This is a genomic window from Shinella sp. 20P9.1.1, from assembly GCF_057798995.1.
Genome location: NZ_JBYOLC010000008.1, coordinates 126,437 through 140,319 on the forward strand (window position 1 = coordinate 126,437; position 13,883 = coordinate 140,319).

A 13,883-nucleotide genomic window follows, 5' to 3' on the forward strand; every position below is an offset into this window, starting at 1 on the left:
CCAAAATCTGTTCTGACCGCTCTAAGCTGATTTGGCGCTTTCGCCAAGAAATCCCGCAGCCTGAAGATCCCTTGGACAGAAGAGTGCCAAAAATACGGCCTCTGCCATCCTGGACCCCCGCTATTCTGAACCTGGGGGCTTGCGCGGCCATGGTGTCAGCTGCGGTGATAGGGATGGCCGGAGAGGATGGTGACGGCGCGATAAAGCTGCTCGGCGAGCAGGATGCGCACGAGCTGGTGCGGCCAGGTCATTTTACCAAGGCAGAGCGTCGCATCTGCTCGGTCGTAAAGGGCGGGGTCCAGCCCGTCGGCGCCGCCGATGGCGATCATCAATTCGCGTTTTCCCGCATCGCGGAAACCGCCGAGAAGATTGGCGAAACCGGGTGAATCGAGCGACTTGCCACGCTCGTCGAGCAGGATCAGCACGGCGCCGTCGGGCAGTGCCTTCTCCAGCATCGCCGCTTCCTCGCGCTTGCGCGTCTCGGCATTGCCGGCGCGGCTTTCGCCGACTTCGGCCATCTTGCCGAGTTCGAGGCCGATAGCGGGACCGGCCTTCACAAAACGGTCGATATAGCGGGCCGCAAGATCCTTCTCAGGGCCGGCCTTCAGCCGTCCAACCGCAAAAAGTCCAACCCGCATCGCCCGAAGCCCTGTCCGTTCGGGTGGCGCTTCAGCGGCGCCACCGTGTTTCCCCGCCGGACAGGAGCCCGGCGTGTTGTTTAGTGAACCGTACCGTCTTCCATCTCAGGAGCCGCCCACATCCTTTCGATGTTGTAGAACTCCCGGATCTCAGGCCGGAACACATGGACGATGATATCGCCCGTGTCGATGAGCACCCAGTCGCCGGCTTCAAGGCCCTCGACGCGGGCATTGCCCAGGCCTTCGTCCTTCATGTCGGAGATGAGGTGGTCGGCAATCGCCATGACGTGACGGTTCGAGCGTCCGGACACGACCACCATGTAGTCGCCCAGCGCCGATTTACCGGCAATGTTGATCGTGACGATATCTTCTGCCTTCGAGTCCTCGAGGCTAGCGAGGACCAGGTGAAGGGCACGGTCGGCGGCATCGTCGCTGCGGCCCGCGCTCCTGGAGAAAACGCCGATGACGTTTCCCTTTGCGTGCGCTGTTGTCAGGTTCGTTCCTTTCCGTAAAACAGGTCAAGCACGTCTCGTGCCGGTATATGTCGGCCCCGGCACCCACTAAATGTAGGCACCAAAGGTTACCACTTTCAAGACGTCACTTCTGATGGATGGTTTTCTCTAGCGTTGTGCGTGTCCGCAGCGCCGTGGAGCTGAGAGGCGAGCGTGGCCCGTGGATGAAGGTCCAGGCGGGTGCGCGCCGGCCCGGCAGGCTCATCGCATCCTCCTCGTCGACGCGGGCATAGTCGAAGGTCTTGGCCATGCGCGAGGAAAGATAGGCGAGCGTCGACCCCGGCCGATCGATAACGGCGATGGGGAAGGTGCAGGCGATCTTCTGCCAGTTCTGCCACTTATGGAAGGTTTTCAGATTGTCGGCGCCCATGATCCAGACGAAATTCACGCCGCGGTTCAGGGCCTGCACGCGTTCCAAGGTCTTGGCCGTATAGCTCTGGCCAAGCCGCTTTTCGAAGGCCGTCACTTTTACGCGGGGACTGGGAGCGATCTCTTCGCTGAGACGGATGCGCTCGGCAAGCGGCGCCAATTCCTTGTGGTCTTTCAGCGGGTTGCCCGGCGTCACCATCCACCAGAGCTGGTCGAGGCCGAGCCGGCGCAGGGCGGTTTCGGCAACCAGCGCATGGCCTTGGTGCGGCGGGTTGAACGAGCCGCCGAACAGGCCGACCGACATGCCCTTTTCGACATGCGGCATCCTCAGATAACGCTCTGCAACCGCGTCCGCCGTCACCTCAGGGCCGCACCTGTCCGGTGCCGCGCACCCGGTATTTGAACGAGGTGAGCTGCTCGACGCCGACGGGGCCGCGCGCATGCATCTTGCCGGTCGCAATGCCGATCTCGCCGCCCATGCCGAACTCGCCGCCATCGGCGAACTGGGTGGAGGCATTGTGCACGAGGATGGCCGAATCGATCTCGCTGAAGAAGCGCTCGACCACATCGGGGTCTTCGGCGATCACCGCTTCCGTATGGGCGGAGGACCAGCGATTGATGTGTTCCACGGCGCCCGAAATGCCGTCGACCAGAGAGACGGAGATGATCGCGTCGAGATATTCCGTTGACCAGTCCTGTTCGCTTGCGGCGACAAGGCCGGGGATGCGGGCGCGAATCTCGTCCGTGGCGCGCACCTCGCAGCCGGCGGCGACGAGACCTTCGACGAGCGGGGTAAGATGCGTGTCGGCAACGGCGCGATCGATCAGCAACGTCTCAGCCGCGCCGCAGACGCCGGTGCGCCGCATCTTGGCGTTCACGACGATTCTCTTGGCCATGTCGAGGTCGGCCGACTTATCGACATAGATATGGCAGAGGCCTTCGAGATGGGCGAAGACCGGCACGCGCGCCTCGCTCTGCACACGTGCGACGAGGCTCTTGCCGCCGCGCGGCACGATGACGTCGATCGATCCGTTGAGGCCCGACAGCATGGCGCCGACGGCGGCGCGGTCGGTGACCGGCACATACTGGATGGCGTGTTCCGGCAGGCCCGCGGTCTTGAGGCCGGCGGCGAGGCAGGAATGGATCGCCTGCGATGAATTCACGCTGTCGGAGCCGCCGCGCAGGATCACGGCATTGCCGGCCTTCAGGCACAGCGCGCCTGCATCCGCGGTCACATTGGGACGGCTTTCATAGATCACGCCGATGACGCCGAGCGGCGTGCGTACGCGCTCGATATGCAGGCCGTTCGGACGATCCCATTCGGCGATGATGTCGCCGACCGGGTCCTTCAGGTCCGCGATATCGCGGATCGCGGCGGCGATGCCGTCGATGCGCTCCGCTGTCAGAGTCAGCCGGTCGATGAAAGAGGCAGCGACACCGCTTTCGCGGGCGTTGGCGAGATCGATCGCATTGGCGGCGAGGATGGCCTCGCGATTGGCGAAGATTTCGGCCGCCATGGCTTCGAGCGCGCGGTTCTTCTGCGCGGCCGTTGCGATGGCCAATGGGCGGGCGGCGGCGCGGGCATTGCGGCCGATCTCGGCCATCAGGGCGTCGATGTCGGTCTTGACCTGATCAAGCATGGCTCACGTCCTTTCCCGCCTCCGTGGTGGACGCGGCAAGGCCGGTCACCACGAGGTCGTCCCGGTGCACCATCGCGGCGCGGCCGGCATAGCCGAGGATTTCGGCGATATCAGCGGATTTCTTGCCGACGATCAGCCGCGCTTCGTCCGCATCGTAGCCGGCAAGGCCACGGGCAATCTCGCGGCCGTTCGTGCCGTAGATCGACACGGTATCGCCACGCGAAAACGCGCCCCAGACGCCGCGCACACCGGCGGGCAGCAGGCTTTTGCCGGCGCTCAGTGCGGTTTCAGCGCCGGCATCGATCTCCAGCCGGCCGGCCGGCTGCAATTGCCCGGCAATCCAGGTTTTTCGCGCGGTGACGGGCGAGCCCGAAGGCGCAAACCACGAGGAACGCGCGCCATTTTCGATGGACCGCAGGGGATGATCGACCTTGCCCGACGCGATGATCATGGCGCAGCCCGCGCCCGTCGCGATCTTGCCGGCATCGATCTTGGTGCGCATGCCGCCGCGCGACAGTTCGGAGGCAGCACCGCCCGCCATCGCCTCGATCTCCGGCGTGATGGCGTCGATGGTGTCGAGGAAACGCGCGTCCGGGTCTAGATGTGGCGGCGCCGTATAGAGGCCGTCGATATCCGACAGCAAAACGAGCAGATCGGCACCGGTCATCGTCGCGACGCGGGCAGCGAGGCGATCGTTGTCGCCATAGCGGATTTCCGTCGTGGCGACGGTGTCGTTCTCGTTGATGATCGGCACGGAGCCGAGCTTCAGAAGCTGGTTGATCGTCGCACGCGCATTGAGATAGCGGCGGCGCTCTTCCGTATCGCCAAGCGTCAGCAGAATCTGGCCCGCGACGATACCGTCGGATGACAGGCTCTCCGACCAGGCGCGTGCCAGCGCGATCTGGCCGACGGCGGCCGCTGCCTGGCTTTCCTCCAGCTTCAGGGCGCCCGAGGGCACCTTCAGCACGGAGCGGCCGAGTGCTATGGCGCCGGAGGAGACGACGAGCACATCCGTGCCGCCAGCCTTCAGCGCCGCGATGTCCTTGCACAGCGCATCGAGCCAGGCCTTCTTCAGGCCCGTGGCCCGGTCCACGAGCAGGGCCGAGCCGATCTTGATCACAATCCGGCGGTGTTTTCCGAGCGGTTTGCGGTTCTTCGTCATCTCAGTCGTCGGATCCGGCATTCTTCGATTGAACAATGATGTCGCGCACGGCGCGCAGCGCACCGATCATGCCGACATTGGCGACGGCGGAGAGCTGCAGCACCGGCTGGCCGCAGGCCTTTTGCAGCGCCTTGGTCTTCTTCTTCAGCTCGTCCTCGTCGAGAAGGTCGATCTGCGACAGCGCCACGATCTCCGGCTTGTCGGTGATGCCGCCGCCATAGGCTTCCAGTTCGTGTTTGACCGTCTTGTAGGCCTTGCCCACATCCTCTTCCTGCGCGGAGACGAGATGCAGCAGCACGCGCGTGCGCTCGACATGGCCGAGGAAGCGGTCGCCGAGACCCACACCGTCATGTGCGCCCTCGATGAGGCCGGGAATGTCGGCGAAGATGAATTCGCTGCCGTCGATCGTCGCCACGCCGAGGTTCGGGTGCAGCGTCGTGAACGGATAGTTGGCGATCTTCGGCCGGGCGCGGGTGCAAGTGGCGAGGAAGGTCGATTTGCCGGCATTCGGCAGGCCGACCAGACCGGCATCGGCGATCAGCTTCAGCCGGAGCCAGATGGTCTTCTCGTCCCCTTCGAGGCCCGGATTGGCCCAGTTCGGCGCCTGGTTGGTGGCGGACTTGAAATGCGAGTTGCCGAAGCCGCCATTGCCGCCGGCGGCCAGCTTGAAGCGCTGTCCCTCGGCCACCATGTCGATGATCAGCGTCTCGTTGTCTTCCTCGAAGATCTGCGTGCCGACGGGCACCTTCAGCGTCACGGATGCGCCATTGGCGCCCGTGCGGTTGCGGCCCATGCCATGCGTTCCGGTCGAGGCTTTGAAATGCTGCTGGAAGCGGAAGTCGATCAGCGTGTTGAGACCGTTGACGGCCTCCACCCACACATCGCCGCCGCGTCCGCCGTCGCCGCCGTCGGGTCCGCCGAATTCGACGAATTTTTCACGGCGGAACGAGACAGCCCCTGCCCCGCCGTCGCCGGACCGGATATAGACTTTTGCTTCGTCCAGGAACTTCATCGGCTCGCCGTTCGCTTTATTCTGTTCAACATGCTCATTTTGCCGTCTTCGATATAGCCGCTTCCCGCAGAGGTCAAAGACTATCGTGAAATTCGTCAGCTATAACATCCAGTACGGCATCGGTCTCGACGATCGCCTCGACCTGCCGCGCATCGTCTCCTCGATCCACGGTGCCGATATCATCGCCTTGCAGGAGGTGACCCGCAACTTCCACCTCAACGGCGGCATCGACATGGTCGCCGAATTGCAGACGCTGCTTGCCAACCATTATTCCGCCTTCTGGCCGGCCTGCGATCTCGATGCCGGCTCGGCGATCGAGAAGGGCCGTGTGGTCAACCGCCGCTTCCAGTTCGGCAACATGATCTTTTCCCGCTGGCCGATCCTCTCGACCCGCCTCATTTCACTTCCCCGTACCCGCACGCTCGACAAGCTGAACCTCCAGCGCGGCGCCACCGAAGTGGTGATCGCCACGCCCGGCGGCCCGCTGCGCGTCTATTCCGTGCATCTCGACCATGTCCACCGCGACGAGCGCATCGCGCAGATCCGGTATCTCAAGGATCGCGCGCAACTCTACGGTTTCGAGGGCGGCGCGATTTCCGGCGCTCATGAATTCGGCCTGCCCGAACCGCCGGTGCCGGAAGACTATGTCCTGATGGGCGACTTCAACATGGTGCCGGAATCGCCGGAATATTGCGAAATGGTCGGCGATGTCGACGCGCTCTACGGCCGCCAGATCCGCGCCACCAATCCCGTCGATGCGCTGGCCGGCCTTGGCAAGCGCCATGCGGCAAGCTTCAGCTGGATCAACCCGAAGGATCATGCCGACCGCATGTTCCTCGACTATTGTTTTCTCAGCCACGGCCTCGTGGAGCGCCTGACGGATGCCTGGGTGGACGAGACCGCCTTTGGCTCCGACCACATGCCCGTCTGGTTCGAGCTGTCGTAAACCGGGGCGGATCTCTCCGCCCCGATCCTGTTTTATCGCCGCGGGGAGGCCGGGCGAAAATCACCCGGCGCCAACAGCGTTTCGATATGCGGCACCATCGCGCCGCGGGCGACGCTGAACACGTCGCTGCAGCCCGTGACGCGGAAGCCCGCCTTTTCCTGCACCTTGAGCGAGGCGAGGTTGTCGGCGAAGACGCCGGAATGGATTTCCGTGCCCGGCATGCGCATCAGGAACCGCGCGATGGCCGCATGCACCGCCTCGCTCATATAGCCGCGCCGCCAGTAGAAGCGGTTCAGCCAGTAGCCGATTTCCCAGCCGATTTCCCGCTTTTCGAAGGACAGGCAGCCGATATGCACGTCGTCACCGGCGGTGATGGCGAAGGCCCAGCCCTCGTTGAGATCGGTGGTCATGACCGAAAGCCATTCGGTCGCTTCCTGCCGGTCATAGGGGGCGGGGACCCGCGCCAGCATGCGCGATACCTGGAAGTCGGCCAGCGACTGGGCGATGGCGTCCGCATCCGACATGCGGTGCGGACGCAGCGTCAGGCGGGCCGTCGTGATGGTCGGGCAGGGACCGGGGCCGGCAATGCGGCTCCGGTCCATCGGGGTCTGCATGGCGTTCATCGCATGCCTCCCCAGCTCTTCAGCGAGACCCAGGTCTTGCGATCGAGCCTGTACCATTCCACGGGCACCATGCCACCGACGGCGAGGCTCTGCACCATGCCTGTCGCCTGGAACTGGAAGCCGCACTTCTGAATGACGCGCCGCGATGGGATGTTCATGACCCGGCAGCGCGCATCGATCTGGTCGATGTCACGGGTGCGGAACACCATGTCGATCAGCGCATGGGCCGCTTCCGTGACATAGCCCTGGTTCCAGTAGGGTTCGCCCAGCCAGTAGCCGAGCTCGACGGTGCGTCCGTCCTCGTGCGGTTCGATGCCGCAGCAACCGAGGAAGGCGCCGTTGTCGGCTTTCGTGATGGCATAGACGCACTTGCCAATCGCGCCGGCGCGTGTGCGTCGCACGAAATCAGCGGCATCCGCAACCGTATAGGGGTGCGGCATGCGGGCGACCATATTGGCGATATTGGCGTTGTTGGCGAGATGGGCAAGGGCGTCGATGTCGTCTTCGTGCGGGGCTCTCATGACGAGCCGCGGCGACAGTAAGATCGGGCAATCGGTCCTCGACCGGTCAGGCCTCAGCCTTTCCTGGGGAGACCGTGATTGGTCTTCCCGCAACAACTCGGTTTGCATGTTCAGTCCTCCAGAACGAAAAAGGGAGATAAGGTCTTGCCTCATCTCCCTTTTTCTTCTTCAGGCCTGAAACCTGTAGCGCCAGCCGGGTCGATGAGACGCCGGCTGTTTTAGAGCGCTACCGGCTTATTCCGCTGCTTCCGCTTTCGGGGCGACAGACACGTAAACGCGACCGTTGGCCTTCGTACGGAAATTCACATTGCCAGCTGTCAGAGCGAAGATCGTGTGATCCTTGCCGAGGCCGACATTGGCACCGGGATGCCACTGCGTGCCGCGCTGGCGGACGATAATGTTGCCTGCGAGGACGGCTTCGCCGCCGAACTTCTTCACGCCGAGGCGCTTGGACTGGGAATCGCGACCGTTGCGCGAGGAGCCGCCAGCTTTTTTGTGTGCCATGGGAGTTCTCCTTTACCTGTCCGGATTATTCGGCTGCGGCTTCGGCGGCGTCAGACTTCTTGGAAGCCTTCTTGGCCTTGCCGGCGCCGGCGATGTCGATGATGCGGACAGTCGTGTTGTGCTGACGATGACCGCGCGAACGCTTCGAGTTCTGGCGACGGCGCTTCTTGAAGGCGATAACCTTCTTGGCGCGGCCATGCTCGACGACTTCTGCGGTGACGACGGCGCCTTCGACGAAGGGCGCGCCGATCGTTGCATCGGCGCCAACGCCGACCATCAACACTTCGGTGAATTCGATCTTCGCACCAGCGTCGCCCGACAGCTTTTCAATCGTCAGAACGTCGTTGGCGGCCACGCGGTACTGCTTACCGCCGGTCTTGATGACTGCGAACATTTTATATCCTTTCATGTTCGTGCCGGCTCTTTGTCCCAAAGGGCAAGGCCGTCTTTTTATCAGTCGCGGGAATGACGATGCATTAGCGCATCGCCGGCTCGGGGAGGGTTCAGGCAGGCGGCCCTTGAAATCCAAGGCCGAAAGCGCAAAGAACCCTCGTAGCGGCACAAGTCAGACCTATGCCACTGCACCTTGCGCAATAGGTGAGCCGCCGGAAACTGTCAAGGGATTTCCCGTCACCATGACAAAGAGATGAATTTTCTCAGGCCCCGCCCCCTTGCGCCCCCGCCCGACACCCGCTATGTACCGCCCCGCGTCGCAAGGCGCCGACCAGCGAAGCGGAGAGGTGGCTGAGTGGTCGAAAGCACCGCACTCGAAATGCGGCATACGGGCAACCGTATCGTGGGTTCGAATCCCACCCTCTCCGCCAGTTTGAACCTTGAGCCGCAGGGCTCCGCAAGCTCCATTTACGTTCCCTAAAATCTTCAATGCGCTTGCTGAAATGACGGGGGGCACACTCTCGGCACGACCTGCTTGCCAAACCCTTTGAGTCTAGGATAGCTCATTGCATCTTTATGGGGAGGGAGAAGCTTGGCACTACCTGAACTCACGCCACAGGGGCTTTTGCCGCCAGGCATTTGGTCGGCCTCACTCGAGGAGGTCGTTGCACGATTTTGCTCTACCGATGACCGCTCGCAGTTCGCCCAGGCAGTGGAGAATATTGCTGCTTACGCTTATAAAACGGGGGCTTCGAGAATTGTTTTCGGCGGTTCGTTTATCACGTCGCGCCCTGACCCCTCAGATCTGGATGTTCTGATCGTATATTCCACTCTTGAGCAGCTATCCCAGGGTTCTAAAAACATCGCTATCGACGCTGTGGCAGTAGATATTGTGTTTTGCGCGGAAAGTCAGACGCAGATTCTCTCCAGCTATGTTGCCTTGTTTAGCACCGCCCGGTCAGGCCAGCAGGTTGGAGTCGTCGAAGTTAGCCTGGTGAATAATCTCGCTTTGGCAGAGATTGTCCAATACACAGATGAGGCTACCCTAGATGCCACGCGCTGGGCATATATGAATCGCCACATCAGTGTTCCAAAGGCTCGATCCAAAGTCTTAGTCACAATCCATGGGATTAAGTCACGCGCCGCTTGGAATGCAGAGGTGACGAGACTATCAAGCGCAGCTGGTTGGATCGTATGTCTATTCGTGTATGGTTATACAAGTGTATTTGATTATTTTCGAGGATCCGGCCGAGACAGAGTATTAAATAGCTTTAGGGATTTTATTTTTGACGTTAAACGTGAACACGGAGATAACATATCTCTGATATGTCACTCGTTCGGAAATTTCGTAGTTGCGAAATACCTCTCTGGATGGAACGTATCTCCGGTAAAATTCAAACTTATAGTATTAACCGGATCAATTGTTAATCCAGATAGCTTTGAAGTATTAGGTAAAAATTCACTTGGAGTGATAAATGAGATTTCACCACGCGATAAGGTCGTGAAACTGGCTGGAGCAAGCGCAAGATTTGTTGACCCCCTGATCGGTTGCTCAGGGACCACCGGATTCGTAACAGCTTCCCCGAAGTTGATTCAAAGCGAGTGCCAAATATTCGACCATAATAACGTGATACGACGCGACGTTTTTGTTCAGAGATGGTTGCCTCAACTTGAGTTATACGCGAGGAAAAGTGGCCTACCGCCCGCCCATAGTCTGTTGATGAGGTAGAACGGGCGTGAGCTCGATCTCAGACCAGTCATACATGAGGTGACGAAATGTCCATTGGCTCCCCTTTAGGGGCATCCTACGCAAGATCTTCAACATCATTGGAGATTACATGGCGACGATCCGGAAACTTAGAGGACGCTCGCGGGTGAAGGCGACATCATCGCGACACCAGGCTCCAAAACCCCGATTTCCGACCATGCTCTCGCTTCAAGTCCGCGACATAATCATCGTGCGGTCGGATGCTGCCAAAGTCCTCGATCTGGGTCGCCAAAGATCGGCATTTAGCCAGATGACGTGCCGCATGCTTGTATCTACTCGCCCGGCCACTCTCCAGGGTGAAGTCGATCATCGAGCGCAACACGATCGTGGCGGCCAGTGGATGCTTGGTCGACAGCACCTCTGCAGCCGGGGTCATCAGCTCGTAGAGATCGCCGTCCAGTTCGGACGCCCGGTTCGTCACAAGCTTCGCTCCCTCTGCCGGTGACGGCCATCGCAGGAAAAAGTAGAGGGCGCGATTGGCATCCGGAAATGCTTGGGCGAATGCGAAACCTCTCTCCTCGGCCTCGAGGTCGTCGAAGTCGGGTAAGCGACGGACGTAGGCTCGCAGATGCTCATCATTCAATGACTGTTCAAAGCACGCCCACCGGAATGCCTGGGCTTCATCGTTGCGCTCCAGCGCTTCCAGTGCCTCCGTGCGTGCCAGCTGCCATTCGAATGGAACATCCTCCCGTCCGTTGGTCTCTAACTTGTCGAGCACCGCGAGTGCTTCTTCGGCTCGTCCCGCTGAGACAAGACGATTGGCAATATCCGCTGCGACCATGGGAGCGCCACGCGTCTTCTCCGACTGCTGAGCGATATAGGCATCCACGTCACCCTGGGCGTCAGCAATCTCCTGCAGCGCGATGCGCACGGTGAGATCCTTGCGATTTCCATAGACTTCGTCCTCGTAGATCGCACCCGCGCTATTCCAGCCGATGACCCGCCGATCATTCTTAGCCGGCTTCTCCTTGGCTTCTTTCGCCCAAGCGACGAAGCGTGCCTTGAGATGCTCCAGGCCTTTGTTGCCGAGCGCCGGTGCCAACGCCGTGATCAACCGGTCAAATTGTCCGTAGCCGTTGTCTTGAAACGCCTTGAACACCCTCTCAGCCAGAACATCAACGTCGATCTTCGCGGCTTTGGCGATACTCCCGGCGTCGGTGCCGGCCTGATGGAAACTCTGGATCAACGAGCCGCTGCCATCGTCTGAGCGGTCAAAGAGAGGATCAGCGATCGCCAGGAACTGCCAGATCAGCTCGAAAGCTTCCGCCGGATCGTGAGGAGCGATGGTTTCGACGATCGTCTTTCGTTGCGTCTCGAGATCCGCCTTCGTGGCCTTGATCTTCCGCCAGTCGATAAAGGTCTTGGCGCGTGCGATGCTGGAAAGTCGCTTGCGGACTTCTCGAGCGACCTCGGCACCACTGTGGTTGCCGGCAAGCTCCATGCGGAGACGCCGCTTATGCGCGGCACTGCCTGTGCTGATTTCGATCAGAAGTTCGGCGAGCCGTTGCGCACCGAGTGCCTCGAGGTTCTTCGCATTGAGGGTGGTTTTGGTTGCCATAGGCCGTCAACTGTCTCTGTTGCAGTATGACTAATACAGGGGCCAGCCGGAGCCAACACTGGCGTGCCGGAATTGTCCTTGGCTCCACACCAGGGGCGTCCTACGCGTGATCTTCAACTTGATTGGAGATCACATGGCAACGATCCGAAAACTCAGAGGACGCTGGCAAGCACAGGTGCGTCGGCGCGGTATGAAGCCTCGTTGCAAGTCATTCGACAGCAAGCTGGACGCCGAGAAGTGGGCGCGTGACCTGGAGGCCCAGGTCGATCGGTTCGGTGCCGCGCCGGATACCCGCATCCTCGAGAGCACGACGCTGAGTGAGCTCCTGGAGCGTTACAAGATCGAGGTATCGCCGACCAAACGTGGCTCGGTCCAGGAGATCCAGCGCATCGACGTGCTAAAGCGCCATGACATCGCCTACCGGACGATGGTCGGTCTATCACCTCAGGACATCTCGTCATTCCGCGACGAGCGGCTCCGCACCGTAGCTCCATCTACGACAGTGCGCGAGCTCGCGATCCTCAGTCACGTGATCGAGGTTGCGATCCGTGATTGGGGCCTGCCTCTTGCAAAGAACGTGGTGAAGCTGGTTCGTCGTCCGGTGATCCGCAATGAGCGCAGTCGAAGACTGACCGGCGACGAAGAACAGCGCCTGCTCGACGGCTGTGACGGTGGCAAGATCCCCTTCTTCAAAACACTGATAATCCTGGCGATCGAGACCGGGATGCGCCGTGGCGAGATCCTCGGTCTGCGTTGGAGCGACATCTCACACAATCGTCGGGTCATCACGCTGACGATGACCAAGAATGGGTCTGGACGCCAGGTGCCTTTGTCTCAGCGCGCTTTCGACGCGCTGATGCACTGGAAGGAGCGCGCGGCGGTAGATCAATCTATCGTCTTCCCGATGACGGCGGGTGCGCTTGAGCAGGCGTGGCGTCGTCTGCTGATACGTGTCGACATCAACGGGCTCCGTTTCCATGATCTGCGACACGAGGGCGTCAGCCGCTTGTTCGAGCGGGGTCTCAACGTCATCGAGGTCAGCAGCATCTCGGGACATAAGGAGCTGCGGATGCTTAAACGCTATACGCATTTGTCTGCCGACGACCTCGTCGCTCGCCTTGCCTGACGCCGTTACGACCTTGACATACCTTTACCTAGATCGCCCTGAAACATCCGCTAGGTAAAGGTAATGGCGCCGAAAGCTTGACAAATACATATTTAAAGTTGCAATCGATGTTGTCATAAACGCCGAAATCGCTCGAAAAATGGCCCTGACCTTGACGCTATGTTTACATGATCTTGACAGATCGAGCCGAATTCGATGATTTCCTCTTCCGCGTAAAGGTGCGCCAGCCCGCTCTGGTTGTGATTGACCCTTTCGCCTTTTGACCACGCAGTGTCTATGCGGACATCTTGTGATAAAGAAGCGACGACCTGCTTGAGCCTAAGTCTTTCTTGCTCGGTCCGCCTTGGTTCCAAGCACTGAAAACATATCCGCACAGTTCCGCAAATGCTACAGTAGCTTGATCTACGATTCAGGATCCTAGTTCGCAACCACGTGGGAATTGGACCTCATATCACGCCGGCGACATCCCTATTTGCGTCGTGTCTCATAGTGCTGGACGTCAAAAGAAAGCGCGCCTTCTTTCTGTCCGCATCGACCTGGTGCCGTATAGCCTCCTGAGTCTGACCGGACAGGATTACGGCGTCCGCTCCTCCAACTCGCCCACCGCGCATCGAAGTCCTAGAAATAAGCAAGCTGCTTGATTGGGATGCTTTCCGTGCCGGCGACAGACTGGTCGTTCAAACCTCCTCTGCCAAAATCGACATAGGAGCTCACTGGCACGCGCCGAAGAGCAATAGTGCAAATCATCATCTTAACCGACGGAGCTCGCCACAGCGAATCCTCGAGTCAATGAAGAGATGCCAGACCTAAGGTCGAGGGTGTTGACCGCGCGTCTGATGCTTTTTCGCCACCCGGACGTGTTAGGGAGGGAAACCGAACCGACCGCCGGATTGCCGTTGCTGGGAGCCGTAGGCGACCAGCCGGAGTGTTTCCCCTGGTCCATGTCTTCCATTCCATTCGCTTCTCTTTCTCGAAGTGACGTTGAACTACCGGGCGTTCGTTCATTCGTCCGCGCCAGCGGCGCGGGCAAGGCCGGAGGCCGCGCAGGGAGGGAGCCGCAGGCGACCGAGTGTCTATACTGGAACAAGCGTGAACTTTTGTCCGGTCTATT

Annotated in this window: 14 protein-coding genes and 1 tRNA gene; 4 read left to right on the top strand and 11 right to left on the bottom strand. The window is 60.5% G+C overall.

What is annotated here, in order from left to right; all coding sequences use genetic code 11:
• Nucleotides 1–155: 155 nt before the first annotated feature.
• The 6 genes from rlmH to obgE form a co-directional block, all read right to left on the bottom strand.
• A complete protein-coding gene (rlmH, locus tag AC27VQ_RS15545) occupies nucleotides 156–638 on the bottom strand; it encodes a 23S rRNA (pseudouridine(1915)-N(3))-methyltransferase RlmH (RefSeq protein WP_421590038.1) in 483 nt (160 codons plus the stop codon).
• Between the two features lie 80 nt (nucleotides 639–718).
• Nucleotides 719–1,132: a ribosome silencing factor gene (rsfS, locus tag AC27VQ_RS15550; protein ID WP_117371367.1), complete on the bottom strand. Its 414-nt coding sequence runs from the start codon at nucleotides 1,130–1,132 to the stop codon at nucleotides 719–721.
• A gap of 103 nt (nucleotides 1,133–1,235) precedes the next feature.
• Nucleotides 1,236–1,844, bottom strand: coding sequence for a nicotinate-nucleotide adenylyltransferase (locus AC27VQ_RS15555; protein WP_421590171.1), 609 nt, complete (start codon nucleotides 1,842–1,844; stop codon nucleotides 1,236–1,238).
• A 37-nt stretch (nucleotides 1,845–1,881) separates the two neighbouring features.
• A complete protein-coding gene (locus AC27VQ_RS15560; protein ID WP_488716960.1) occupies nucleotides 1,882–3,159 on the bottom strand; it encodes a glutamate-5-semialdehyde dehydrogenase in 1,278 nt (425 codons plus the stop codon).
• Entirely contained in the window at nucleotides 3,152–4,321 is a 1,170-nt protein-coding gene (gene proB, locus AC27VQ_RS15565) for a glutamate 5-kinase (protein ID WP_488716961.1), read from the bottom strand. The genes AC27VQ_RS15560 and proB overlap by 8 nt, the downstream gene beginning before the upstream one ends.
• Nucleotide 4,322: 1 nt before the next feature.
• Nucleotides 4,323–5,333, bottom strand: coding sequence for a GTPase ObgE (obgE, locus tag AC27VQ_RS15570; RefSeq protein ID WP_421590042.1), 1,011 nt, complete (start codon nucleotides 5,331–5,333; stop codon nucleotides 4,323–4,325).
• A gap of 85 nt (nucleotides 5,334–5,418) precedes the next feature.
• Here obgE and AC27VQ_RS15575 point away from each other — a divergent pair, with 85 nt between their 5' ends.
• A complete protein-coding gene (locus AC27VQ_RS15575) occupies nucleotides 5,419–6,279 on the top strand; it encodes an endonuclease/exonuclease/phosphatase family protein (RefSeq protein WP_488716962.1) in 861 nt (286 codons plus the stop codon).
• 32 nt (nucleotides 6,280–6,311) lie between these two features.
• Here the strand turns inward: AC27VQ_RS15575 and AC27VQ_RS15580 are convergent, their stop codons facing one another.
• The 4 genes from AC27VQ_RS15580 to rplU form a co-directional block, all read right to left on the bottom strand.
• A complete protein-coding gene (locus AC27VQ_RS15580) occupies nucleotides 6,312–6,902 on the bottom strand; it encodes a GNAT family N-acetyltransferase (protein WP_488716963.1) in 591 nt (196 codons plus the stop codon).
• On the bottom strand, nucleotides 6,899–7,531 hold the full coding sequence (locus AC27VQ_RS15585; RefSeq protein WP_488716964.1) for a GNAT family N-acetyltransferase: 633 nt from the start codon (nucleotides 7,529–7,531) through the stop codon (nucleotides 6,899–6,901). The genes AC27VQ_RS15580 and AC27VQ_RS15585 overlap by 4 nt, the downstream gene beginning before the upstream one ends.
• A gap of 126 nt (nucleotides 7,532–7,657) precedes the next feature.
• Nucleotides 7,658–7,927 (bottom strand): 50S ribosomal protein L27, encoded by a 270-nt coding sequence (gene rpmA / locus AC27VQ_RS15590; RefSeq protein WP_023515222.1) that lies wholly within the window; start codon nucleotides 7,925–7,927, stop codon nucleotides 7,658–7,660.
• A gap of 25 nt (nucleotides 7,928–7,952) precedes the next feature.
• The gene (gene rplU, locus AC27VQ_RS15595; RefSeq protein ID WP_050745338.1) at nucleotides 7,953–8,321 is read right to left on the bottom strand and encodes a 50S ribosomal protein L21; all 369 of its coding nucleotides are present in this window, start codon (nucleotides 8,319–8,321) and stop codon (nucleotides 7,953–7,955) included.
• 340 nt (nucleotides 8,322–8,661) lie between these two features.
• Here rplU and AC27VQ_RS15600 point away from each other — a divergent pair.
• Both AC27VQ_RS15600 and AC27VQ_RS15605 read left to right on the top strand, forming a co-directional pair.
• Nucleotides 8,662–8,751 (top strand) — tRNA-Ser (locus AC27VQ_RS15600).
• 161 nt (nucleotides 8,752–8,912) lie between these two features.
• Nucleotides 8,913–10,049, top strand: coding sequence for a DUF6932 family protein (locus AC27VQ_RS15605; RefSeq protein WP_488716965.1), 1,137 nt, complete (start codon nucleotides 8,913–8,915; stop codon nucleotides 10,047–10,049).
• 157 nt (nucleotides 10,050–10,206) lie between these two features.
• Here the strand turns inward: AC27VQ_RS15605 and AC27VQ_RS15610 are convergent, their stop codons facing one another.
• The gene (locus AC27VQ_RS15610; protein WP_488716966.1) at nucleotides 10,207–11,646 is read right to left on the bottom strand and encodes a DUF6880 family protein; all 1,440 of its coding nucleotides are present in this window, start codon (nucleotides 11,644–11,646) and stop codon (nucleotides 10,207–10,209) included.
• Between the two features lie 133 nt (nucleotides 11,647–11,779).
• On the opposite strand from AC27VQ_RS15610, the gene AC27VQ_RS15615 reads away from it, so the two are divergent.
• Nucleotides 11,780–12,772, top strand: a complete 993-nt coding sequence (locus tag AC27VQ_RS15615) for a site-specific integrase (RefSeq protein WP_488716967.1) — start codon at nucleotides 11,780–11,782, stop codon at nucleotides 12,770–12,772.
• Nucleotides 12,773–13,883 lie beyond the last annotated feature (1,111 nt).